Annotated in this window: 21 protein-coding genes; 11 read left to right on the top strand and 10 right to left on the bottom strand. The window is 55.1% G+C overall.

What is annotated here, in order from left to right; translation table 11 throughout:
* Nucleotides 1-57: 57 nt before the first annotated feature.
* Genes JFL75_RS00765 through JFL75_RS00750 form a run of 4 tightly spaced genes read right to left on the bottom strand, consistent with a single transcriptional unit; the run spans nt 58 to nt 4,158 of the window.
* A complete protein-coding gene (locus JFL75_RS00765) occupies nt 58-888 on the bottom strand; it encodes a carbohydrate ABC transporter permease (protein WP_215624801.1) in 831 nt (276 codons plus the stop codon).
* Nucleotides 885-1,778 (bottom strand): carbohydrate ABC transporter permease, encoded by an 894-nt coding sequence (locus JFL75_RS00760; protein WP_215624800.1) that lies wholly within the window; start codon nt 1,776-1,778, stop codon nt 885-887. Before JFL75_RS00760 ends, JFL75_RS00765 begins: the two co-directional genes overlap by 4 nt.
* Nucleotide 1,779: 1 nt before the next feature.
* A complete protein-coding gene (locus JFL75_RS00755) occupies nt 1,780-3,042 on the bottom strand; it encodes an ABC transporter substrate-binding protein (protein WP_215624799.1) in 1,263 nt (420 codons plus the stop codon).
* Between the two features lie 57 nt (nt 3,043-3,099).
* Entirely contained in the window at nt 3,100-4,158 is a 1,059-nt protein-coding gene (locus JFL75_RS00750) for a LacI family DNA-binding transcriptional regulator (protein WP_215624798.1), read from the bottom strand.
* A gap of 159 nt (nt 4,159-4,317) precedes the next feature.
* Between JFL75_RS00750 and JFL75_RS00745 the strand changes: the two genes are divergently transcribed.
* The 6 genes from JFL75_RS00745 (at nt 4,318) to priA (ending at nt 11,340) form a co-directional block, all read left to right on the top strand.
* On the top strand, nt 4,318-5,748 hold the full coding sequence (locus JFL75_RS00745; protein WP_215624797.1) for an aspartate kinase: 1,431 nt from the start codon (nt 4,318-4,320) through the stop codon (nt 5,746-5,748).
* Nucleotides 5,735-6,907 carry a homocysteine biosynthesis protein gene (locus JFL75_RS00740; protein WP_215624796.1) on the top strand — a complete coding sequence of 391 codons (1,173 nt, stop codon included), beginning with the start codon at nt 5,735-5,737 and terminating at the stop codon, nt 6,905-6,907. The genes JFL75_RS00745 and JFL75_RS00740 overlap by 14 nt, the downstream gene beginning before the upstream one ends.
* Nucleotides 6,904-7,317, top strand: a complete 414-nt coding sequence (locus JFL75_RS00735) for an NIL domain-containing protein (protein ID WP_215624795.1) — start codon at nt 6,904-6,906, stop codon at nt 7,315-7,317. The genes JFL75_RS00740 and JFL75_RS00735 overlap by 4 nt, the downstream gene beginning before the upstream one ends.
* A gap of 3 nt (nt 7,318-7,320) precedes the next feature.
* Complete coding sequence (locus tag JFL75_RS00730; protein WP_215624794.1) at nt 7,321-8,094, top strand: UPF0280 family protein; 774 nt, start codon at nt 7,321-7,323, stop codon at nt 8,092-8,094.
* Between the two features lie 441 nt (nt 8,095-8,535).
* Entirely contained in the window at nt 8,536-9,276 is a 741-nt protein-coding gene (locus JFL75_RS00725) for a uracil-DNA glycosylase (protein WP_215624793.1), read from the top strand.
* 3 nt (nt 9,277-9,279) lie between these two features.
* Nucleotides 9,280-11,340, top strand: coding sequence for a replication restart helicase PriA (gene priA, locus JFL75_RS00720; RefSeq protein ID WP_215624792.1), 2,061 nt, complete (start codon nt 9,280-9,282; stop codon nt 11,338-11,340).
* A gap of 10 nt (nt 11,341-11,350) precedes the next feature.
* Here priA and JFL75_RS00715 read toward each other — a convergent pair whose 3' ends face one another.
* From JFL75_RS00715 to JFL75_RS00690, 6 genes are all read right to left on the bottom strand, one after another.
* Entirely contained in the window at nt 11,351-12,325 is a 975-nt protein-coding gene (locus tag JFL75_RS00715) for a D-2-hydroxyacid dehydrogenase (protein ID WP_215624791.1), read from the bottom strand.
* Between the two features lie 56 nt (nt 12,326-12,381).
* Complete coding sequence (locus JFL75_RS00710) at nt 12,382-13,227, bottom strand: carbohydrate ABC transporter permease (protein ID WP_223292737.1); 846 nt, start codon at nt 13,225-13,227, stop codon at nt 12,382-12,384.
* 14 nt (nt 13,228-13,241) lie between these two features.
* Nucleotides 13,242-14,150 carry a carbohydrate ABC transporter permease gene (locus JFL75_RS00705; RefSeq protein WP_215624790.1) on the bottom strand — a complete coding sequence of 303 codons (909 nt, stop codon included), beginning with the start codon at nt 14,148-14,150 and terminating at the stop codon, nt 13,242-13,244.
* Between the two features lie 79 nt (nt 14,151-14,229).
* Nucleotides 14,230-15,516 carry an extracellular solute-binding protein gene (locus tag JFL75_RS00700; protein ID WP_215624789.1) on the bottom strand — a complete coding sequence of 429 codons (1,287 nt, stop codon included), beginning with the start codon at nt 15,514-15,516 and terminating at the stop codon, nt 14,230-14,232.
* Nucleotides 15,517-15,558: 42 nt separating this feature from the next.
* On the bottom strand, nt 15,559-17,244 hold the full coding sequence (locus JFL75_RS00695; RefSeq protein ID WP_215624788.1) for a GH32 C-terminal domain-containing protein: 1,686 nt from the start codon (nt 17,242-17,244) through the stop codon (nt 15,559-15,561).
* A gap of 31 nt (nt 17,245-17,275) precedes the next feature.
* Complete coding sequence (locus tag JFL75_RS00690; RefSeq protein WP_215624787.1) at nt 17,276-18,277, bottom strand: LacI family DNA-binding transcriptional regulator; 1,002 nt, start codon at nt 18,275-18,277, stop codon at nt 17,276-17,278.
* A 201-nt stretch (nt 18,278-18,478) separates the two neighbouring features.
* Here JFL75_RS00690 and JFL75_RS00685 point away from each other — a divergent pair, with 201 nt between their 5' ends.
* The 5 genes from JFL75_RS00685 (at nt 18,479) to JFL75_RS00665 (ending at nt 22,102) form a co-directional block, all read left to right on the top strand.
* Nucleotides 18,479-18,847 carry a metal-dependent transcriptional regulator gene (locus JFL75_RS00685; protein ID WP_215624786.1) on the top strand — a complete coding sequence of 123 codons (369 nt, stop codon included), beginning with the start codon at nt 18,479-18,481 and terminating at the stop codon, nt 18,845-18,847.
* A gap of 4 nt (nt 18,848-18,851) precedes the next feature.
* Nucleotides 18,852-19,361, top strand: a complete 510-nt coding sequence (locus tag JFL75_RS00680; protein WP_215624785.1) for a bifunctional adenosylcobinamide kinase/adenosylcobinamide-phosphate guanylyltransferase — start codon at nt 18,852-18,854, stop codon at nt 19,359-19,361.
* On the top strand, nt 19,334-20,080 hold the full coding sequence (gene cbiR / locus JFL75_RS00675) for a cobamide remodeling phosphodiesterase CbiR (protein WP_223292736.1): 747 nt from the start codon (nt 19,334-19,336) through the stop codon (nt 20,078-20,080). Before JFL75_RS00680 ends, cbiR begins: the two co-directional genes overlap by 28 nt.
* Before the next feature lie 122 nt (nt 20,081-20,202).
* On the top strand, nt 20,203-21,258 hold the full coding sequence (gene cobT, locus JFL75_RS00670) for a nicotinate-nucleotide--dimethylbenzimidazole phosphoribosyltransferase (RefSeq protein ID WP_215624784.1): 1,056 nt from the start codon (nt 20,203-20,205) through the stop codon (nt 21,256-21,258).
* Complete coding sequence (locus JFL75_RS00665) at nt 21,242-22,102, top strand: adenosylcobinamide-GDP ribazoletransferase (protein WP_215624783.1); 861 nt, start codon at nt 21,242-21,244, stop codon at nt 22,100-22,102. Before cobT ends, JFL75_RS00665 begins: the two co-directional genes overlap by 17 nt.
* The last annotated feature ends 3 nt before the right edge of the window (nt 22,103-22,105 follow it).

The following is a 22,105-nucleotide window of genomic DNA, read 5'->3' as shown; positions in this document are numbered from 1 at the left end:
CGCGGGATTATTCCGCGGCTTATTCTATACTATATGCCCCGGCGGGCATTATAAAAACTACCCCTTTACGGATCCCGACGCCATTCCGCTTACCAGGAATGGTTCCAGGAGGATGAAAAAGATAATCAGCGGAAGGATAAACAGTATGCCCCCGGCCATTATCTGGCTCCAGTTTATTGAATGTTCTCCGATAAACGAAGCCAGTCCCACGGTAAAAACCCATTTTGACTGATTGTACGCCAGGGTCCGGGCGTACAGGAATTCGTTCCAGCAGAGAATCAGGGAATAAATCGTCACCGCCGCGATGCCCGGCAAAGTCAGGGGCATGGTAATGCGGACGAACGACGTAAACCAGCTGCAGCCGTCAATATGGGCGGCTTCTTCAATCTGTTTGGGAATACTGTCGAAGAACCCCTTCATCATCCAGGTTGCAAAGGGAATGATATTGACGAGATTCATTATTATCAATGACTGGTAGGTGTTTATCAGTTTCATCCGGGAGAAGACCATGTATATCGGAATCACCAGCAGGGTTCCCGGAAGCATGCGGCTGAGAAGCAGCACGTATCCCATGAGCTGCTGTCCGTGGGTTTTGTACCGTGAAAGACTGTAGCCGGCCAGGAGCGAACAGGCCAGGCTGAATATGGTGGCGCCCATGGAAATAAAAATCGTATTGAAAAACCAAAGCATGATCGGCTTCCGTTCAATAACCTCTTCGTACGCCTTGAAGGTCATGTCCCTGGGAATCAGGGGCGGGTTCTTTGACAGAATTTTTTGAGGTGTTGAAACCGAAGAATTGAAGGTCCAGTAAATCGGGAAAAGGAGAATCACTACTAAAATCACCAGCAGTGCCGTAAGAATTATATTGTTGAGGCGCTTCGATTTCACAGCTGGGTCTCCTTGTTCATGATAGGATAAAAAATGAAGACAATAATTGCACTTACGAAAAACGCCAGCACCCCGAGAATCGATGCCTTGTTGATATCGAAATACTGGAAAGCCTCATTGTAAATCTGGATAGCGATGGTGGTGGTCGCCTCGTTGGGGCCGCCCTTGGTGGTGGAGTAAATGATATCGAATACCCGGAACGACCACAGACCGTTCAGTATAAGCGACAGTACTGAGGTTTCCTTGATACCGGGCCAGGTGATGTGCAGGAATTTTCGGATGGCCCCGCAGCCGTCCACTTCCGCGGCCTCATAGTAATCGAGAGAAATGGACTGGAGGGACGCCAGGATTGATATGGTAAAGAAGGGATACCCCTTCCATATTGTCGGGAGTATGACCGAAAACATGACCAGACTCGGATCGTAGAACCACAGTTTATACTCATCAATGATCCGGAGCTTGGTCAGGATAAAATTCATCACGCCGTAGGTTGAATCAAACATCCAGACGAACATGATACTGGCCACTACCCCGGGTATGGCCCAGGGCAGAATTGCCAGAGTCCGGAAGACCCTTCGTCCCGGAAACTTCCTGTTCAGCAGCAGCGCCGTGGCAAGGCCCAGGAGATACGAAGGGAACAAACTTCCGAACAGATACACAAAAGACCTGAGCATGACCATCCATGTCCGGGCATCGGTTATTACTTCCTTATACCGGCTGAAGCTGTACGGAATCGCCCAGTTTTTCGAGAAGTTCATCGAAGCGCCGGGTTTGAGACTGTTGCTGAAGGTGACAATAAGAGGAAACACGATCAGCGCCGTACTGACAATAAACGCGGGCATCAATAAACCGTAGGAAAGCAATGACTTTCTGACCCGGGGATGTATCATACTAGGGCTCCAGTTTTTCTTTAATAAGGTTGCTTTCGAGTTCCGAAAGAATGGACTGTGTCGTAACCGACGCGGGGGATGTCTGCAGCTTAAGCATCGAGTTGATAACCGTGTTGGTATACTTGGTGTAGTTGATCATCAGGTTCGCAGAATCGGGAAGAATACTTACCGCTTCCGCCGCGAGACCGTTGGAGATCTTAAGCGCGGGATCGGTGATATCCTTCGCGATGGCGCTGCGGCCGGCCGGAGAAAGGGTCAGTTCCGAATACCGGATCTGGTTCGCCGGTTCCGCCACCTGTTTGATGAATTCAAATACCAGGTCTCTTTTTTCTCCCTTCAGATCGCTGGAAATATGGAGACTGTTGCTGATTGTTCCGGGCACTACCTGGAAGGGAGGCCGGGCCATTTTCAGGAAGGGCTTAAGAGCGGGGTCGGCGCTGTCAAGCAGGGGAGCGACAAAGGGGCCGTCGATGAGCATGGCGATCTTTCCGTCAATAAAAAGCTGGCGGACCATCTCGGTGGAATTCCCCTTGGGAGCGTAATTTGAAACAAACCGGTAATCTTCGGCGGCCTGCAGAACCTTGGGATCGCTGAAATTGTATTTTCCATCCTTAATAAGGGTTCCGCCGTTCCCAACGACAAAGTTGGAGAAATCCTGGTAAACGTTCGAATGCTGCTGGGTCGTGATGCCGTAGGCGTTGTAATCGCCCTGGAGCGCTTCCACGGCCCTGATCGCCGCGATCAGCTCATTCCGGTTTGTGGGAACCTTTACGCCGGCTTCGCTGAGGATTTTTTCGTTATAGTACATAACAAATCCGTAACCCATAACGAGCAGTCCCTGGTTCTCGCCGTTGTACATCATGGTTTTCTGGAGGGCGGTCCAGTTCTGGAGGATGTCGGTTTTCGCGAAATCCGCGTCCAGGGACGCGAACCAGCCCTGTGAGGCGAACTGATCGAAAAACCGTGACGCGATATGGACAATCTCGGGAGCGTCCCCCGCGCTGAAACGGGTAATCAGGGTATCCGTAAACTGGTTGAAGGGAATCTGGGAAATTTCAACCGTTACATTCGGATGGCTGCTTTCAAACTGCTCGATCATTTCCTTCCAGAAGACCGCGAAGCCCCCCTCCTCCGCCTGCCAGGTAGGGAACTCAAGCACGACTTTCTGGCCGCTCCCTTTTTCCGATCCGCCACCTGCGGCAACATTCCATACCGCAGCCGTCAAGAAAACAAATACAAGCAACAACGAAACTGTTTTCTTCATAACAACTCCTTATTATTGTTCAGCGGAACGATCCGCCGATTAAGAAACACAGAAGGATTACGGTGTTTTTCTTTTCTTTACCACCGCTGTCGAACGCCGGATGACCATGCTGTTCTGGAGATAAATTTTTTCCCTGACCCCGTTCTGGGAATTTCCGATACAGTCTATGAGCAGCAGCGCGGCCCGCTTGCCGACATCCTCCAGGGGAAGGTGCACCACCGAAAGCGCCGGTTCCAGGAGTTCGGAAAAGTAAGGATCCCCGTAGCCGAGGACCGAAACATCCTGGGGAATCCGCAGACTGTGCTCCTTCAGTTTTTTATAGCACCCCGCGGTCATCTGCATTGAAAGGCTGTAGATTGCCGAAAATTCAAGACCCTTTTTTATAAACCGCTCCAGGGCTTCGTACGCCCCGGAATTTTCGAATCCGCCGTTGAGGATATAGTTCCGGTCTATTTTGCATTTCCACCTTTTATGGACATCCTTGTATTCATCCAGAGCCTGTGTGGTCTGATACGAATCCGCGGGCCCGCCCATAAAAACAATTTTCCGGTGCCCCAGGGAAAACAGGTATTCAATCGGGGCGCAGGAATCGTCGTTCCGGAAGACGACCTGATTTACATTGAGAGGAATCTCGGGCATGTTCACCACAACAAAGGGAATCTTATAATTCTTAAGTTTGTTGAAGAGGTCGTCCATTTTTTCGTACCGGGTATACCGGGTTCCGAAAAACACGACTCCGTCGAAGCTCATACACTGGAGTATCATCTGTTTGTCGATAACGGGTATCCCGTTTTCGGTGCCGACTTTGAGGAATATGAGGCTGTAGGATTTCTGGAAAAGCGTGCTTTGGAACCCGCTCAGGATCTCGTTGACCTGTTCATATTTGAATATAGGATTATCGAATGGCATCAGGACCGCGATGATATTGGTTCTGCCTCCCTGGCTGAACTGGGTTTTCAGTGAGGGGGTGTAATCCAGATCCTTCATGGCGGTGTCGATTTTATCCTTTACCGCCCGGCTGATGCGTTTTGTTGAAGGATCCCGGAGATACAGGGATATGGTCATTTTTGAAACGCCGACGTATTCCGCCAGCGCTTTCGTGGTAACGTACCCCATGGCGTAAACCTTCTTCTTTGTTTATTTGATTTACTAGTAAACTTATTGTAAACCTATTTTGGTGTTTGTCAAGTTTTTTTGTTTTATTTTTAGAAACCTCCGAATGCAGTTCCATTCTCCGTAATTGCACAGGAAACCGTTACCGGGTAAACTTGCGGTATGGGAAAAATTGTCGTTAAATTCGGCGGATCAAACCTCAAAACCCCCGGGGATATTAAACGCTCCGCGGCGGTGGCGGGGGCGTACAGACAGAATCTGGTGGTGGTGGTTTCGGCTTTTTACGGAGTAACCGACCTTCTCACCGGCGCCATCGGGGAAGCCCTGGTTTCCCTAGACGGGATCAAGGAGGCCATGGCCCTGATCCGTAAGAGGCACTGCGGTGTTATTGAGCAAACCATCGCCGGCCGGGATACCGCGGAAAATACCGCCGCCGTCATTGAGGGCCGTATGGCTTCCCTGGAACGCCTGCTTACGGGCATCCATTACATCGGGGCGGTTCCCGATTTTACCCGGGATACGATTCTCAGCTACGGCGAACGGCTGTCGGCGCCCATACTGACCGCGGTGCTGGAAGCCTCCGGGCTTGCTGCCCGGGAAGCCCTCCCGGAACGGATCGGCCTCATGACCGACGGCAGGTTCGGCAATGCCAGCGCGGACATGGACTATTCGGCTCCCCGGATACGGGAAGCCTTGTCCGGTGATTTTACCTTTGTGGTCCCTGGCTTTTACGGGACCACCGGTGACGGCGGAACCGCGGTCTTCGGGAGAGGCGGTTCGGATTATACCGCCGCGGTGACGGCCCGCGCGATCGGGGCACCCAGCCTCGATCTGTGGAAGGATGTGGACGGATTCCTTTCATCGGACCCCCGGATTACCGGCACATCCCGGACCATACCCTACCTCAGCTACGCGGAGGCGGCGGAACTCGCCTATTTCGGCGCTAAAATTCTGCATCCCAGAACCGTAGAACCCCTGGAGGATACGGCCATTCCCGTACGGGTCATGAATGTCGAAAAGTTCGCCGGGGAAATACACCCCTATTCCATAGTGGGCCCGGAAAAAGGTACAATCGCAGCAGGCGCGGATGAAGCCGCTGAGAGCGGGTCCGGTCACAGGCAGCGGATTATCAAAAGCGTCGCATCATCGGATGATGTGGGCATAATCCGGATAGAAGGCCCCGGCGTGGGTTCCCGGCCGGGCATCCTTGCCCGGGCCACGGGCAAACTCGATGCCGCGGGGGTCAATATTTCGAGTGTCATCACAGCCCAGACCTGCATCAACCTGATTTTCCGGCGCGGGGATACCGAAAAAGCCCTGGCGGTGGTAAAATCGGAATCCATCAGCGGCGTCGTTTCCGTGGAGGCACTGGACGACTGCGCCATGGTGGCGGCGGTAGGATCGGGTATCCGGGATTCCGTCGGGGTCGGCAGCCGTATCCTCGGCGCCCTGGCCGACGCGGCGGTTAATATAATCCTGGTCCAGGCCGGGGCAAGTCCGGTGGCGGTCTACGTGATTGTCCGCCGGGAAGACCGGGAACGGGCGGTAACAGCCATACATAATGCCATGGGGAGGATCCATGAAGGAACATAAGAAAAGCTGGGAAGAAATCAACAAAAAGATAGCCCAGGGCAGCGCCGTGGTGATCACCGCGGAGGAAGCCGCGGAAATGTCCCGGGAAAAAAGCCCCGGGGAAATAGCGAAAACAGTGGATGTGGTAACCACCGGCACCTTCGGCGCCATGTGTTCGTCGGGGATGTTTATCAACTTCGGCCACCCCGAACCGCCCATACGCATGGAAAAACTGACCCTGGATGATGTCCCGGTTTTCGGCGGAATCGCCGCGGTGGACGCCTATATCGGAGCCACCGAGGTGCATCCCGATTATCCTGATTTTGGCGGAGCCCACATAATCGAACGGCTTGTTTCCGGTGAGGAGGTTTTCCTCAAGGCCCACGGCAAGGGAACGGACTGCTACCCCCGCCGGGATATTGAAACCTGGGTTCACAAGGACCGGGTCAACGAAATGATTCTGACCAATCCCCGGAACGCCTACCAGAACTATCCGGCGGCCGGCAATTCGACCCACCGGACCCTGTACACCTACATGGGGACCCTGCTTCCGTCGTTCCTGAATATCAACTATTCAACCTCGGGCTGCCTCTCCCCGCTTTTGAATGATCCCTGGTTCAGAACCATCGGCATCGGCTCCCCGGTATTTATCGGCGGGACCATCGGGTCCGTGGCGTGGAACGGGACCCAGTTCAATACGGAAAAACCCCGGAACAAAGCGGGGATTCCCCTCTCCAACGCAGGGACCCTGATGCTTGTCGGCAACGCCCGGGAAATGACCCCCGAATGGCTCCGGGCGGCGTATTACCACAAATACGGCACCACCCTGTACCTGGGAATCGGCTTCGCCATTCCCGTGCTGGATGAGGATATGGCCCGGCACGTTTCGGTGCGGAACGAGGAAATTGAAACCACGGTCTGCGATTACGGCGCAGACGGCCATCCGGGGTTGTTCACCGCAAATTACCGGGACCTCATGTCCGGTTCCATTGAAATGAAAGGCAAAAAAGTACGGACCGCTCCGCTGTCGAGCTTCCGGAAAGCCAGGATCCTGGCGGAGACCCTGAAAACACAGGTTCTCGCGGGCGAATTCCCCATCGCTCCGCCGGCCCGGAGTTTCCCCGAACATTCGTCCGTACAGGGGCTGACCATTGTAAAACACCGGAGGAAAAAGGGATGAGTGAAAAATTCGTACTGGGTTACGCCTCGGACACGGTTTCCGAGCCCATACTCTGGAAACTGGTCAAGGACTTCAATATAAAGGTGAATATTCTCAAGGCGTCCATATCCCCGGGGATGGAAGGGAATCTCCTGGTTGAATTCGACGCGGAGAATCCCCATGACCTTGCCCGGGCCCTGAAGTGGCTCAAATCCCTGGGCGTAAGCTGCGTCAACGCGGCGAAACGCCTTACCTGGGCGGAAGAACTTTGTGTGGACTGCGGAGCGTGTTCCGGGGTCTGTTTTTCCGACGCCATCACCATGGACCGGGGAGACTGGAAAATTATGGTTGACCGGGATAAGTGTGTCGCCTGCGGAAACTGTGTAAAGGCCTGCCCCTTCGGCTGTTACTGCCTCGACTTCGGGGAGTAACCGGTGTACCGGGACCGGTTTTACCGGGAACGGCTCGGCGGCGGCCGCTTTTATTCCTTTACCCTGCGGGAGGAGGAATCGGACCTTTGGATAGGCTGGAATACCGCCGGCGGCGGCCCGGACATCCGGGAAGTCGCTTCCGCCGCGGAGGCACTGCTCCGGGCGGTACGGCGGGACATACAGGCTTATGCCGCGGAGCACCGGGATTTCACCGGAGCCCTGGAACCGCTGCCGGCGGATCCTTCGGCGCCGCCGGCGGTATTGTCCATGCTGAACGCCGGGGCCGCCGCCGCGGTGGGGCCCATGGCCGCCGTGGCGGGAGCCATCGCGGAAGCCATCGGCCGCGGCCTGGCGGACCGCTTCGGATTCCGGGAAACAATCGTTGAAAACGGCGGGGATCTCTGGGTTTCCCTGGCGGAGCCCCTTTCCCTTTCGGTATACGCCGGACTGTCATCCCTTTCGGGAAAATTCAGTATTACCATTGACCCCTCCATGGGCCCCTGCGGGATTGCCTGTTCTTCCGGCACCGTGGGTCCGTCATTAAGCTACGGGAAAGCCGACGCCGCGGTGGTCATTGCCCGGGACGCGGCGGCGGCGGATGCCTGGGCCACGGCTTTGGGAAACCGGCTGAAATACCGGGAGGATCTGGCCCCGGCAGTGAACGGTCTGATGGAAGCATCCGGGGAACTGCGCCCCCTGGGCGCGCTGGCGGTCATGGGCGACCGTATGGCGGCTGCGGGAAACATAAAACTCGGCCCCGCCTCCGCGGAGATCTGAATCAGCGGCAATAACCATTTCGAAAGCTTCTATACCTAACGGTAGATATATTTAAGTGTTACAACATAGGATACGATCCGCCACTTACCCGGGAACCAGAAGTGGGGGTGGCGTAAGACTTGCCGATCCTGACAACAAGTCTTTTAGAGTTTTGCGGAGCAAAACTCCACAGATGGTTCGGCAAGGCTGGAGCCAGGGGGAGCAGCCCGCCAGAAAAGATGGTACCCGGCAAGTAGAGGCAGCAAGTACTTAGGTGTAAGGGTAACGCCGGGTGGTGGATAAAAATGGGAATGAGCGACTTTCTAGGCCGCAGGCCGACGAGGAGCCATTCCCATTTTTATCCGACAGGACCCGCAGATACGGTTTTCCTATATGCTTGCTGCATATACAACCCTGTGCTCCCCCCTTGAACTCTTGAGCCGCTTGCGTTTCAATGTATCTATGACCGCAGAAGAAAAACAGTCCCTCGCAGCGTTTCTCGACCTGGCCGGAGATTACCTCCGGGACGGCTACCGGAGGGACCATGGCCCCTATGAATTCACCGATGGAGATGCCGGCGGACTGCGGGAACCCGCGGCACCGGTTGCCGCCGGGGATTCCCTGGAACGTGTCGCCGCGGAGATCACCGCCTGTCAGGGCTGCGGCCTTTCACAGGAACGGACCAACGCGGTCCCCGGCGAAGGACCGGAAAAACCCCTGGTGATGGTCATCGGCGAAGGTCCGGGGGCCGACGAAGACGCCACGGGCCGGCCTTTTGTGGGAAAAGCGGGCCAGCTTCTGGACCGGATGCTCGCTTCCATTGGACTCTTCAGAGACAAGAACTGCTTTATCGCCAATGTGGTAAAATGCCGCCCTCCGAATAACCGGGATCCTCTGCCGGACGAAAGTGCCGCCTGCGCGGGGTTTCTGGCCCGGCAGATCGCGCTCCTTAACCCCCGGGTAATTTTCAGCATCGGAAGGGTTCCGACCCAGACCCTTCTGGCAACCTCCGAAGGCATCGGCAGGCTGCGGGGGCGCTTTACCGAATACCGGGGGATTCCCCTGCTTCCCAGCTACCACCCAAGCGCGCTGCTCCGGGATGAATCCCTCAAACGGCCCGCATGGGAGGACCTCAAAACGCTCCGGACAAAACTGTGCGAACTGGACGAAACCTACGCCCGGGAAAGCGGCGGAGCGCCGTAATCAATGGACGCAGAATCCGCCGATGTTCAGGAAAATCCCTATGTTGATGTGGTTTTTGATGTTCCCCTCAACCAGGTCTTCAGTTACCGGAAGGACGCGAAAAACGAAGCCTGTCCCGGCAAACGGGTTATGGCCCCCTTCGGCCGGCGGGAGGCCCTCGGCTACGTAATCGCCGAACGGAAGGAACCTCCCCCGGGAGTTCCGGAGCCGAATATCAAACAAATCCGCCGGGTGGTGGACAAGGAGCCGGTTTTTGAGGATGGGGAAGCGGCCCTGGCATTCTGGATGGCCGGATACTACCTCTGCGGAGCCGGCGAAGCCCTGGCCGCCATGGTGCCGTCGGGACGGCGTTCCACGGGCTACGCTTCGTTTTCCGATGATGAACCTGAGATCACCGAGCCGGGCCTCCACCTATCGGAGGAGCAGCGGAGCGCCCTGGAGGCGATCCTCGGCTCGTCCCCGGCGCCGCCCCGGCGGCAGGAATCAGCCGGAGATGATATACGTAATCCCCCTTCCCTTCCGCCCCCGGAAATGTTTTATCTCTACGGCATCACCGGTTCGGGGAAAACCGAAGTCTTCCTCAGGGCGGCGGAGGCCATGCTCAGGGACGATAAATCCGTACTGTATCTGGTACCGGAGATATCCCTGACCCACCAGACCGCGGAAGCCATCGGCCGGCGGTTCGGGGCGGTGGCCTGTACCATCCACTCGGGAATGACCCCCAGCGCGCGGCTGGCCGAATGGGTCAGGATCCGCAGGGGTGAAATACGCATCGTTGTCGGCCCCAGGAGCGCGGTTTTCGCGCCGGTCAGGAATCTGGGACTCGTCATCATTGATGAGGAACACGACGGTTCCTACAAATCCGGCAACACCCCGCGCTACCACGCGCGGCAGGTCGCCATGCGGCGCTGTTCCGCCGCCGGGGCAAAACTTGTCATGGGATCGGCTACACCGTCGGTGGAAGCCTGGAAGCTGATGAATGAGGGGGCCATACGCCGGCTCAACCTGACCCGCCGGCTCTCCGGGGGCAGCCCCCCGGAAATTATTCCGGTGAGCCTGGAAAATACCGACGGCTGTCTCAGTTCATTCCTGAAAGATGAAATACTCAATACCGCCCGGATGGGAAGGCAGACGATTCTCTTTCTCAACCGCCGGGGGTTTGCGTATTTTTACCACTGCAAAAGCTGCGGCTTCGAACTTACCTGCCGCAACTGTTCGGTTTCTTTGACGTACCATAAAAGCAAGGGCCGGGCGGTATGCCATTACTGCGGCTATTCTGTAACGCCCCCCGGAGCCTGCCCGGAATGCGGCTCCCTGGAAGCGGGTTTTACGGGATTCGGGACGGAAATGATCGAAGAAGAAGTCCGCCGGACGTTCCCGGATCTCCGGATCCGCCGGGCCGACGCGGACACCACCGGGGCCAAGGACAGTCTCAAGGAAACCCTGGATATATTCCGGGCCGGGGGTATCGATATACTCCTGGGAACCCAGATGGTTGCCAAGGGCCTCAATTTCCCCGGGGTCCGCCTCGTGGGGGTGGTGATGGCCGATACGGGACTGCACCTTCCTGACTTCCGGGCGGCGGAGCGGACCTTCTCCCTGATTGTTCAGGTCGCCGGCCGGGCGGGACGGTATTTCCCGGACGGAAAGGTTATTGTCCAGACCATGCGGCCCCATGACCCCGCCATAGTCAGGGCCTGCGCATTGGATGTGGATGGTTTTTTTGAAGCTGAAATTTCCCAGCGTGAAGTTCTCGGATTCCCGCCTCATACGCGGCTGATCCGTTTTACCCTGCGGTCCAAGGAAGCGGACCGGGCGGACCGGGCGGTCAGGCGGCTCGCAGCGGTTCTCGGGCCTCTGGTCCCGAAAAACGGGGACATGCTTGGTCCCGCGGAGTGCCCCATCGGCGTTATCGCCGGAAATCACCGCCGGCAGCTTATACTGCGTGGTAAAAACATGGGAGCCCTCCACCGGGCGGCACGGACCGCCCTGGAACGGTACGAAAAAAATAAGGATTCACGGGTCTACCTCGAGGTTGATGTGGATCCCGTGAGCCTTCTGTAATCCCGGATTCTCAGTACCGCAGATCAAAATCGATACTGTTTTTAAGTTTTTCTCCGGAAAGATACCGGCCAAGTTCCTGCCGGAATACCTCATAATGCCGCCGGTAGGTGCTCGGCGATTTCCCCGAAACGTGGGGAGTAATGATGAGATTCGGCAGCGCCCAGAGGGGGCTGTCAGGAGGGAGCGGTTCCGGTGTGGTCACATCGATTGCCGCGCCGGCGATCCTGCCTTCGGCCAGACTGTCTCTGAGGGCGTCCTGGTCAACCAGGGAACCTCTCCCGATATTAATGAGGTACGAATCGGGCTTCATTTTATCGAGCCGGTCCCTGCTCATAAGACCGGCCGTTTCCGGTGTTGTGGCCAGGGACAGAACCACAAAATCGGCCCGGGGCAGTACCTCATCGAGCTTTTCCGTGGTATAAACTTCATCAACACAGGGCAGGCCCCGAGCGGGGGTCCGCTTTACACCAATAACGTGCATGCCCAGGGCATTTGCCTTCCGGGCGAGTTCCATACCGACGTCCCCCAGCCCGATAATACAGAGGGTGGATTCGAAAAGATCCTTGGTGGAATCCATCTTTTTCCACAGCGACTGACGCTGCTGATCCCTGAAAATATGCATGTTCCGTGAAAGCGCGAGCATCATGCCCAGGATGTGATCCGAAATAGGTTTGCCGTAGGTTCCGGCGCTGTTGGTCAGCAGAATGTCCGGGTTTGCGTAGATTGACTTGTCAATATGCTGGTCAACCCCGATGCTGCTCAGGTGGAGCCACTTGAGGTTCCTGGCTTTTCGCACGACATCCGGTTTCATAAAACCGACCATAACTTCGGCGGCTTCTATCATTTCATCACTGGCCTTTGTATCATCAGTAAAAATAAAATCGCACTGGGGATAATCCTTTGCGAGCGCCGCGGCCTGCTCTTCCGTGAAGGCAAAGCCCGCGGTGTACAGTACCAGTACATTGGTTTTTTTTGTCTCGTTCATAATTCCTTATCACCTCTCCTCTGTGTTGTATCGGGGATCACCGGCCCGCTGCCGGATTACCCTTTTAATCCGGTAGTTGAAATACCCTGCACGTAGTACTTTTGGAAAAAGAGAAACAGAACCAGCATCGGCAGAACGGCCATGACCAGGGCCGCCATAATCGGTCCGTAGTAAATCGGCGGATCGGTAAATAACGTCTGAATACCCAGCTGGACTGTCCGCAGATTGCTGTCAATAATTGTAATGAGCGGCCAGAGAAAATCGGACCACCGGAGCACGAAATCAAGAATAAAAACAGTGGCGAAAACAGGCCCCGAGATGGGAATAACCACCACAAAAAATGTCCGCAGTTTTGAGGAACCGTCTATTTCCGAAGCTTCCAGAAGCTCATCGGGAATATCCAGAAAAAACTGGCGGAACAGGTATATGCTGAAGCACCGGGCGGTAAAGGGAACGATCAGACCCGCCATGGTGTTCAGCAGGTGGAGCTTGTTTACCACCATAAAAAGCGGGATCACAATGCTTTCAAAGGGAAACGCCATCAGCGAAATAACCACGGCCAGCATCTGCTTTCTGCCGGCGAATTTGAATTTCGCCAGAGCGTATCCGCAGAGAGAATTAAACACCAGGCTTATCACCATGATAATGGAAATATACGTTACACTGTTGGCAATGTATCTGAGCATCGGAACCCTGCGCAGCGCCTGCTCAAAATTTTCCAGGGTGAATCCCACCGGAAGAAAGGCCTTATAGCTGCCGATATCCTGAAAAATACGGTGCTCCGGTTTAAAGGCGGAGGCGATCATCCATACCAGGGGCAGGATAAACAGCAGGGAAAAAACAACATTCAGAATATAAATGAAGACTTTCTTCAGTCCTTTTCTCGTTTTTATTTTCATCATATCCGTGCTTCCTATCAGCCTTTATCCGTGAACCGCTTAATAATAAATGAAACCGTCACCACCAGAAAGAAAAACACCACCGATGCGGCGCTGGCGTATCCGACATTCCGGAAGGTGATTCCCTGCTGGTAAATGTAGTACACAATGGTCCTGGTGGAATCGTCGGGCCCGCCCGCGGTCATTACGAAGGACTGGGTAAACATCTTCAGCGCGGCGATCGTGGTCATGAGAATCACAAAAACAAAAACATTCCGCAGGCTGGGAAGGGTCACGTACCGGAATTTCTGGAATCCGCTGGCGCCGTCAATGGACGCGGCTTCGTACCGCTCTGCGGGAATGTTCTGGAGGCCCGCGAGAAAAATCATCATCTGCTGCCCCACGGACTGCCAGACGGAAGTCGCGACAATGGAGTTCATCGCCGTATCGGCGCTGCGCAGAAACGGAATGGGTTCAAATCCCAGTTTAGCGATAAAGGTATTGATGAGCCCCTGGCCCGGTGTGGGATTGTAAATAAAGGTCCAGAGGATTGCCACCACCGTCATGGAAGTCAGCATGGGGCTGAAGTACGCCATCCGGAAAACAGCGGTACCGCGGATCCCTTGGTTGACCAGCATTGCCAGGGAAAGCCCTACAACGCATTGCAGGGGCATGTAAACCAGGGCGTAATAAAAAGTATTTTTTATTGAGGTAAAAAACAGTTTATCCTGAAACAGCCGTATATAGTTTTCAATACCGATAAAACGGATGCTGTTCGGCCTGAGCATGTTGAAATAGGTCAAACTGTAGTAAACCGCCATGCAGGCAGGAACGACCAGGAACAGCAGCAGCACACTGAAGGCAGGGGTCGTAAACAAATAGGGAATGATTTTTTCTCTGCGTTTTTTGCGGTGCACCGCACTGCCTGCCGAGGCTGCCGTATTCATAGGGTTTTTCTCCTTCAAAAAATCAGCGCAGTCCGGAAAATCCCCGGAAGGAAAAATCCGGACCGCGTTTTGAAACTTCCTATCGTGCGTAATTCATCTGGTAATCGGCGTCAACCCGGCGGGCCGCTTCATCCAGTTTTTCCTTTGGGTTAGAACCGGTGATAACGTCGGACACCACCGAGCCGAATGTCGGATTGAGAACCGTGAATACCGGCGTGCGGGGACGGGGCGCTCCGCTGTTGGCCAGCTGGTCCATAAACACCCTGTAGGGAGGATTGTTGTACTGCGGCAGCGCCTGCTGTGATGACTTCCGCGGAGGCAGATAGCCCGAAGCGGGACATCCGGTGATATTGGCGTCGGTATTGGTCATAAAATCCAGCAGAACGAAGGCCGCCGCCTTATTCTTGGTATTGGTTGTCATGCCCACGGTCCAGCTGCCCGTGGGGGTCGCGGCGACGCGGCTGTTTGATACCGGATAGTAGGTCACATCCCAGTCAAGATCCGGGTATTTGCTGTTCAGGGTATCGATGTTGTTGGCGCCCCCCAGGAGCATAGCCGATTTTCCGTCGGCGAATTCCGTGGGAGTCGGTTCAATGTTCACAAGCTTTTCATCGTAAAACCGTTTGAGCCAGTTCAGGAATTCCACGGTTTTCGGGCTGTTGAGATAGCCCTCGGCGGCGGAACCGTCGGGACTCATCAGATCCGTACCATTCTGCACGAGCATCGGCGAATAGTAGTACAGGATCTGGCCGGAATTTGTGTGGAAGGTACAGCCGAAACGGTCATTGGTTCTGAGCTGTTTTACAACCCCGTAGAACTCATCCCAGGTCCAGGCTTCCGCCTGGGTTTTGGGCGCTTCAATGCCCGCGTCTGCGAGCATCTTTTTATTGTAGAAAAGCGCCACCGAAGAGTCCCAGAGGGAGAGGGTGTACAGTTTTCCGCCATAGGAATTCTGTTCCATGACCGATTCCAGGAGATCGGCCTTATCCGCGGCGGATACGAATTCGTCAATCGGAACAATAATATCATTTTCAGCGTAACTGGCCACACTGGGTCCGTCCACCAATATCAGTTCCGGCAGCGAATTGGAAATCACCGCGGTATTTATTTTATCCTCGTACCCCTGGGCTCCGCCCTTGGGAAACCGTTCCTGGACGGCTCTGTACGTCCCGGCGTAGGTTTCGTTAAAAAGGGCGATCCGCTCCGCCCACCATTTCTCGATGCCGTCGGTATTTTCCGGACGCCAGATGGTAATAACCAGTTCTTCACCGGAGGCTTCCTTATTGCCGGAACACCCGGCGAGCAAAAAGCCCCCAATTACAATAACGGCAGTCAAAAGTACCGCATACCTGTGCTTACTCATCATCGTTACCTCCATATTCATTAAGCGCGAAAAAACACGCCATGGTTACCAAATAGGGTTGAGTTCCCATACCGTCATAGAAGCCACCGATCCGGCACTGCTGAACCGGGCTGAAAACTGTTTTTTCCTATCGGAAATGTAGAAGACCCGGGTTGCGCAGTACCGGCCGTCGTTTATAAATATCTCCGCGGCGCTCCGGTCCATGAAAACCGTCACATCCGTTACCGTCTCAATCTCTTCAGTCAGCGGCGGCGCATCGCTGCCGGGCCGCTGGTAGTCTATGGTGACGATAGAACCGGAACGCCGCAGTTCCAGCCGTTCATCGCCGGATTCCGCCAGGCACAAGGTAAAATCGGTCCGGCCGTTCAGAACCAGGTCGACCCGGTAACAGAGATCCCCAAGTTCAATGACAGTTTCCCGGGAAGGCTGCCCCCGGAATAATTCCCGGCCGCTGAGCGACGCCGTTTCCCGGGCGGGCCTGGTATAAAGCCAGCCATCGGTTACGGTTAATTCCCGGGGAAGCGTAATGGCCCCGTTGGAAATACTGCCTTCTTTTTTGAATTCCCCGTAGGAATCCACAATCCATCCGAAAGCCACGGTCCGTCCGGGAAGATCCATGGTCTGGACCGCGTAGCAGCAGGTTCCGAAATCGTATATCCGCCGGTTCCGGGAGTTAAAACTGCCGCCGTCGAAATACCCGGTATAACAGACACTCAGCCGTCTGCGGCCTTTGGGGTCCCGGGCGTTCTGCAGAGCACAGATCAGCGCCCCCTCCCCTGTTTCAGGATTTTCAACGTAATTGACGCATTCAAAGGTTTCACAGTCCAGGTCATCCTGAAAAATAATCCCCGAATAAACCCACTCCTTGCCGGCGGGTTCATACATCATAACGGAGCAGACACCGTGTACGGTGGTCGCTATCAGCATCGCGGTTTTCCCCCGGATACTGACCACCTTGGGATCCCGGAAGTTATAGTCAGCGCTGCCCTCCGGGCGTCCGGGGATAATGGTACGTTCACCGAAAACATCAATGCCGTTTGTGCTGAAGGCTTCCTGCTGGGTTTCCCTGGTTTCCGGGCCTTTTACCGGCGGCGAAGTATTCCGGGTAAAGTACAGGGTCATCCGTTCGTCATCCGTTACGGCGCAGCCGCTGTAGGCCCCGCCCCGGAGTCCGGGATTACCGTACAGTTCCTTCTGAGGAAACAAGGCGATAGGCAGATGGGTCCACCGGATCAAGTCGCGGCTGACCGCGTGGCCCCAATGCATATTGTCCCATTCCAGGCCAAAGGGATTGAACTGGTAAAAAAGATGGTAATACCCCCGGAACCGGCACAAGCCGTTGGGATCGTTTATCCAGTTTTTGTACGCGGCGAAATGGAATTGGTTCCGCAGGGGCTGTCCGTAGGCTCCTGACAGATCCGCCTTTTCCACGATCCGCAGTGTGCCGCCGACGGTTTCAATAAAACCTATCCCCGACTCCAGGACATCGTCGTTGCCGCAGAGGTACACGTAGGGAATCATCACGTTCCGGATTGCCAAGGTATAAGAAGTATTCCGGTCAAGGGAGAAACTGAACGGAACCGGGCGGGAATCCTCCGGAAAAATTTCTCCGCGGACAGTTCCCGATTTGTCGGTCAGCCGCAGCGCGCCGGAGGCACCGCTTCCGGATTCCCGCGCGGCAAACACCACCAGTTTTGTGTATTTCCCGCTGTTCAGACTGAATTCCTTCATACACATCTCCGCAAAAACAAACCGGACTCCCCTACCGCAGTATTTTTACCGAATCCCGCAGTATCAGCTGGGGATCGAGCACCAGTGTGGAAGGCGGCGCCGTAAGCCCCGTATATTGTTCCTGTACGCGGTTGTGAATAAGCTGGGCGCCCAGGGTTCCCACGGATTTAAACGGATGGGAAACGGCTGAAATATCAAACGCCGCGAGCCAGGGAAAATCGTCGTACGCTATGAGGCTGATGTCATTGGGGATAGAAAGCTTCAGTTCATGCACCGCCTTGAGGGTGCACAGGCTGATCCCTTCGCTGACGCTCACAATCGCGGTGGGCTCCTTTTTCCTGATAACCCCGCTGATCATATTCTTTACACTCTCATCAAAGCCCAGCACGCAGAACATTTCCGGATCCAGGGGAACCCCGGCCTCGGCGAAGGCCCGTTCATATCCTTTAATCCGGCTGTCCATGGTCCGGCTGGTGTGCCGGGAGAGCATCATGATTTTCGTATGGCCGCATTGGAGCAGATGTTTAACGGCGGTATAGGCGCCCAGTTCATCGTCAAACAGCAGGGTATCCACATGGTCATAGGCGGACCCGAACAGCTGCAGCACGGGCATGCCGTTCTGGATAATCCGTTCAATGCTTTCATTCTTGTCAAACCGGGCGGGGGTAAAAATAATTCCGTCAATTTTATGGTCCGCCAGGATTTCAAAATCCTCTTTTTCCCGCTCCTGGCTCCAGTTGGTATACAGAACCGTCAGCCGGTAGCCGTACCGTTCAAGCTCGTCCATCAGTTCCTTGGTGATGAAACTGTGGAAACCGTTGGACGCGGTCGATTCGGTCACGATATGGGCGATCAGCTTGGTTTCGCCGCTGGAACCGTTCCGGTACGAGGCCTTATGGATATAGCCGATATCCCGGGCGGCTGCGAGGACCTTCTCCCGGATATCCGTACTGGTGGTATACGCGGTATCGAATACCTTGTATGCGGTCGAAACGGAAACGCCTGCCCTGACTGCCACATCCTTAATATTCACTGCTCACTCCAAAAATATAATTATCTGATAAATAAAAATAATTATCCGAATAATTCTCTGTAATTTAGAGAATATTATACCAGGATTATCCACATGTCAACAAAAAAGTAAAAAATATACAAAATATAAAAAGCTACTGATTTAAAATGTTAGACAAGTATAAGTTGACAATTCAGGCTAAATTCTTCAATATTATATGTTATGACTCAGTCGTTGGAAGATTATTTGGAAATGGTCAGTTTTCTCGCCGATGAGGGAGAAGTCCGGGTGACCGATATCGCTGCCCGCCTCAGTGTATCCAAACCTTCGGTTCTTACGGCGCTTAAGGTGCTCGAAGAACGGGGGTTTTTGGAACATGAACGTTACCGGGGGGTCACACTGACGGAAAAAGGCGTTACCCAGGCCGCGGAAATCCGGGAACGCCACACCTTTCTGACGCAGTTCCTCCGGGATGTTCTTGGGGTCAGTCCCGCGGTGGCGGAAGAGGATGCCTGCAAAATGGAACATATTTTATCCGAAGAAACCCTCAAAAAAATGAAAGCCATGGCCTCGTCCAGGAAAAAAAACTGATCCCATGCGTGTACTGATTACCGGGGGTGTTAAGTCAGGCAAAAGCAGCCGGGCCCTCGGATTGGCCCTGGAGAATTTTTCCCCGCCCCGGTATTTTATCGCCACTGCCGAAAAAACCGACGCGGAAATGGAACAGCGGATCGCCCGGCACCGAGGGGAACGCAGGGGGCCGGACGGGAATGATCTCTTTGTCACCCTGGAGGAACCGGTGGATCTGCCCGGCGCCATAGCGCGGGCGGGAAACATGATCCTGGTTGACTGCATCCCCATGTGGATAAACAATCTCATGTACTATAAAAAAACCGATCTGTTTCCGGGTTTTCTGGAAAAAATCACCGCGGCCATGCCGGAGAATATCATTTTCGTAACCAACGAGACGGGACTCGGAAATATTCCCTTTGATGAGACCACCCGGCAGTACAATCTGCTGCTGGCCGAGGCAAACCGTGAGCTGGCAAGAATGGTCCATAGGGTGGAATTCATGGTTTGCGGAATTCCCCTGACTGTGAAGTAACGGTGGTATTAAGCGTACCCTCCTGGGTTATTCCGGGAACCTACGGCGAAAACCTGCGGTTTCTTGCGGATAAGGCCGCCGTTGGAAATGTGGAACTTCTTTTTTTCATCTGCGACGCCGGTGTAAGGGATCTGCTTGAAGAGGAATTCAGCATTATCAGCGGATTTAAGCGCCGTTTTTCCTTTACCGCCCACCTCCCCGATGAAATACTGCCGGAACATGAGGATCTTATAATCCGGCTGCGGCCCCTAGTACGGCATTTTATTGTCCATCCTCCCAAGGATCCCCGGCGGAACCGTAAAACCGCGGAGCTCCTCGTAAAATGGGAAGAACGGTACCGGGCTGCGGAAGATCCGGGACCGGGGTTGTTCCTTATTGAAAACACCACCCTTCCCCGTTTTGAATCCCTCATGGCTGAACTGCCGGAAACCGCGGGAATCTGCATGGATACCGGCCACCTGCTCCTGGAATCCGCCGATCCTTCGGCTTTTTTTGACGCGCACCGGCACAGAATCGGTGAAATTCACCTTCATGGAACAGACCATGCCGCGGCCCGGCTCGACGGAAAGCTGCCGGATCACCGGGCGTTACGGCGGGATACCCCCTGGCTGGAAGGCTTCCTGCCGAAGATCCGGGATTTTTCCGGGATCACCAACATAGAGGTTTTTTCCTGGAAGGAAGCGGAGGAAAGCATCGCCCTTCTCGAAGGCAATTTTTGAAGAATAATCACGGAAACCTCGGTTTACAAACAGGCAACATAGGAAAAAAACTATAATCCTGGTACACTGGTACCCGGGAATTCCCGTAGCGGTTCCTGAAAACCACAATCCGCGGGGTACGTATGCGGCAGAACAGCGGCGATAGTGAACAGCAGATGCAGGTCCATCTCGACAGCCTGACTAAACCAAAGGGCAGCCTCGGCAAACTGGAAACCTACTGTGTCAGAATGGCAAAAATCCAAAACAGAGTTCCGCCGGTGATACGGAAAAAAGGGCTCTACGTTTTTGCCGGGGACCACGGCATTACGGCCCAGGGCGTCTCCCTGTATCCGCCGGAAGTTACCTACCAGATGGTCATCAACATGCTCAGCGGCGGGGCCGCCGCAAACGCCCTGGCAGGCGGATGCGGATGGGAGCTGGCCGTGGTTGACGCCGGGGTCGCGGGGGATTTTCCGCCCGATGAGGAACTCAAACCCAAACACCGTTTCCTCCGCATGAAAATCGGCCCCGGGAGCGGCGATTTTTCCCGGCAGCCCGCCATGTCCCGCGGCGAACTGGAACGGGCCCTGGAAGCGGGAAAGAGCATAGCCGGGGACGCGGAAACCCAGGGTTACGACCTTGTAGCGGCAGGCGATATGGGCATCGGAAACACCGCCACCGCCGCGGCCCTGCTCACGGGGGCGGGGTTTACCGCGGAAGCCATGGTTGACCGGGGTACCGGCATCGATGAAGCGACCCTGGAACGCAAAAGAGCCACTATTAAACAGGCAGTGGAATTCCATAACACTCCTAAATCAGGGGAGGCCCTTCTCGAAAAACTCGGAAGCTACGATATGGCCATGATGGCGGGTTTTATTCTGGGTCTGTCCGGCCGGGGCATCGCCTGTGTTCTCGACGGCTTTCCCGTAACCGCGGCGGCGTATATGGCGCGGATGATTGCCCCCGGCGTTTCGGACTATCTCTTTGCCGGGCACAGCTCAAAAGTACGGGGCCACAAACCGGTGCTTGACGCCATGGGGCTCGACCCGGTGGTTTCCCTGGATATGCACCTCGGAGAAGGTACCGGGGCGCTCATCGGCGGCCATGTTATTGAACTGGGAGTTATTGCGGCGAATGAGATGGCCTCGTTTGCCGGGGCCGGCGTTTCCGGAAGCAGCGGCGATGAAGAAGCCTACTAATCCTTTGGACAGGTTCCTTTCGACCCTGAGCCTGGTATCCCGGATTCCGGTAAAGCTGCGTTTTTCACCGGATCATTCCCGGACGGATTTCTATCTGCCACTGACAGGTATTTTTCCGGCTTTTCTCGGCGCCCTCGTTTTTTTTCTGGGATTTTTATATATCAGGGACCGCTCCGTTACGGTATTCCTGATCCTGCAGTTTCAGTACCTTGGCTTCAACCTTTTTCACCTTGACGGGCTCATGGATACGGCGGACGCGTTTCTGGCCGCCGGCGGCCGGGAGAAACGGGCGGCTATTCTCAAGGATTCCCGGATCGGGGTATACGGTTTTTTCGCCGGCATTGCCTGCCTCGCGTTTAAATTCATCCTGCTCTACCGGCTCTCGGTGGTTGTTTCCCAATTCCCCGCCTTTATCCTGGCGTATCCCATAACCGGCAGGTTTGCCGCGGCCCTGGTGCCGGCCATAAGCCGCCCCTTCCGGGAAGACGGGCTCGGTTTTATGGTAAAGGATTCGAAAATCGTTCCCGCCGCGGCGGGAACGGTTCTGGCCGCCGGGATCTGGGCGGCCATGGTCTTCGGGCTGCTGTATCTGTACGGAACCGTAAGCGGTTCGAATTTATTCTCCCCCTTTCCCGGGGCGGGAAATTGTTTTCCGGGGGTGATCCTTTCGGCCCTGCCGGTGCTGGGATGCGTATCCGCGGTTCTTATAGCCGGGCTCTACCGGAAAAAACTCGGCGGATATACCGGTGACGCCCTGGGCGCCGGGGTTGAACTGGGAGAGATTCTTCATCTCGGGGCGGCATGGATTGTCCTCAGGGCCTGGGGTTTCTTTCTGGTAGGATAAGGT

This window comes from Breznakiella homolactica (genome assembly GCF_016616095.2).
GTDB lineage: Bacteria > Spirochaetota > Spirochaetia > Treponematales > Breznakiellaceae > Breznakiella > Breznakiella homolactica.
Note: the sequence above shows the minus strand (reverse complement) of the source record. Positions and strands in the feature narration are given on the sequence as shown.

Coding starts and splice junctions, on each gene's coding strand:
- JFL75_RS00710 (WP_223292737.1), bottom strand. CDS start 13,227: ATGATGAAAATAAAAACGAGAAAAGGACTGAAGAAAGTCTTCATTTAT.
- JFL75_RS00665 (WP_215624783.1), top strand. CDS start 21,242: ATGAAGAAGCCTACTAATCCTTTGGACAGGTTCCTTTCGACCCTGAGC.
- JFL75_RS00760 (WP_215624800.1), bottom strand. CDS start 1,778: ATGATACATCCCCGGGTCAGAAAGTCATTGCTTTCCTACGGTTTATTG.
- JFL75_RS00735 (WP_215624795.1), top strand. CDS start 6,904: ATGAGTGAAAAATTCGTACTGGGTTACGCCTCGGACACGGTTTCCGAG.
- JFL75_RS00740 (WP_215624796.1), top strand. CDS start 5,735: ATGAAGGAACATAAGAAAAGCTGGGAAGAAATCAACAAAAAGATAGCC.
- JFL75_RS00745 (WP_215624797.1), top strand. CDS start 4,318: ATGGGAAAAATTGTCGTTAAATTCGGCGGATCAAACCTCAAAACCCCC.
- JFL75_RS00685 (WP_215624786.1), top strand. CDS start 18,479: ATGACTCAGTCGTTGGAAGATTATTTGGAAATGGTCAGTTTTCTCGCC.
- JFL75_RS00750 (WP_215624798.1), bottom strand. CDS start 4,158: ATGGGGTACGTTACCACGAAAGCGCTGGCGGAATACGTCGGCGTTTCA.
- JFL75_RS00755 (WP_215624799.1), bottom strand. CDS start 3,042: ATGAAGAAAACAGTTTCGTTGTTGCTTGTATTTGTTTTCTTGACGGCT.
- priA (WP_215624792.1), top strand. CDS start 9,280: ATGGACGCAGAATCCGCCGATGTTCAGGAAAATCCCTATGTTGATGTG.
- JFL75_RS00680 (WP_215624785.1), top strand. CDS start 18,852: ATGCGTGTACTGATTACCGGGGGTGTTAAGTCAGGCAAAAGCAGCCGG.
- JFL75_RS00725 (WP_215624793.1), top strand. CDS start 8,536: ATGACCGCAGAAGAAAAACAGTCCCTCGCAGCGTTTCTCGACCTGGCC.
- cobT (WP_215624784.1), top strand. CDS start 20,203: ATGCGGCAGAACAGCGGCGATAGTGAACAGCAGATGCAGGTCCATCTC.
- JFL75_RS00695 (WP_215624788.1), bottom strand. CDS start 17,244: ATGAAGGAATTCAGTCTGAACAGCGGGAAATACACAAAACTGGTGGTG.
- JFL75_RS00700 (WP_215624789.1), bottom strand. CDS start 15,516: ATGATGAGTAAGCACAGGTATGCGGTACTTTTGACTGCCGTTATTGTA.
- JFL75_RS00705 (WP_215624790.1), bottom strand. CDS start 14,150: ATGAATACGGCAGCCTCGGCAGGCAGTGCGGTGCACCGCAAAAAACGC.
- JFL75_RS00715 (WP_215624791.1), bottom strand. CDS start 12,325: ATGAACGAGACAAAAAAAACCAATGTACTGGTACTGTACACCGCGGGC.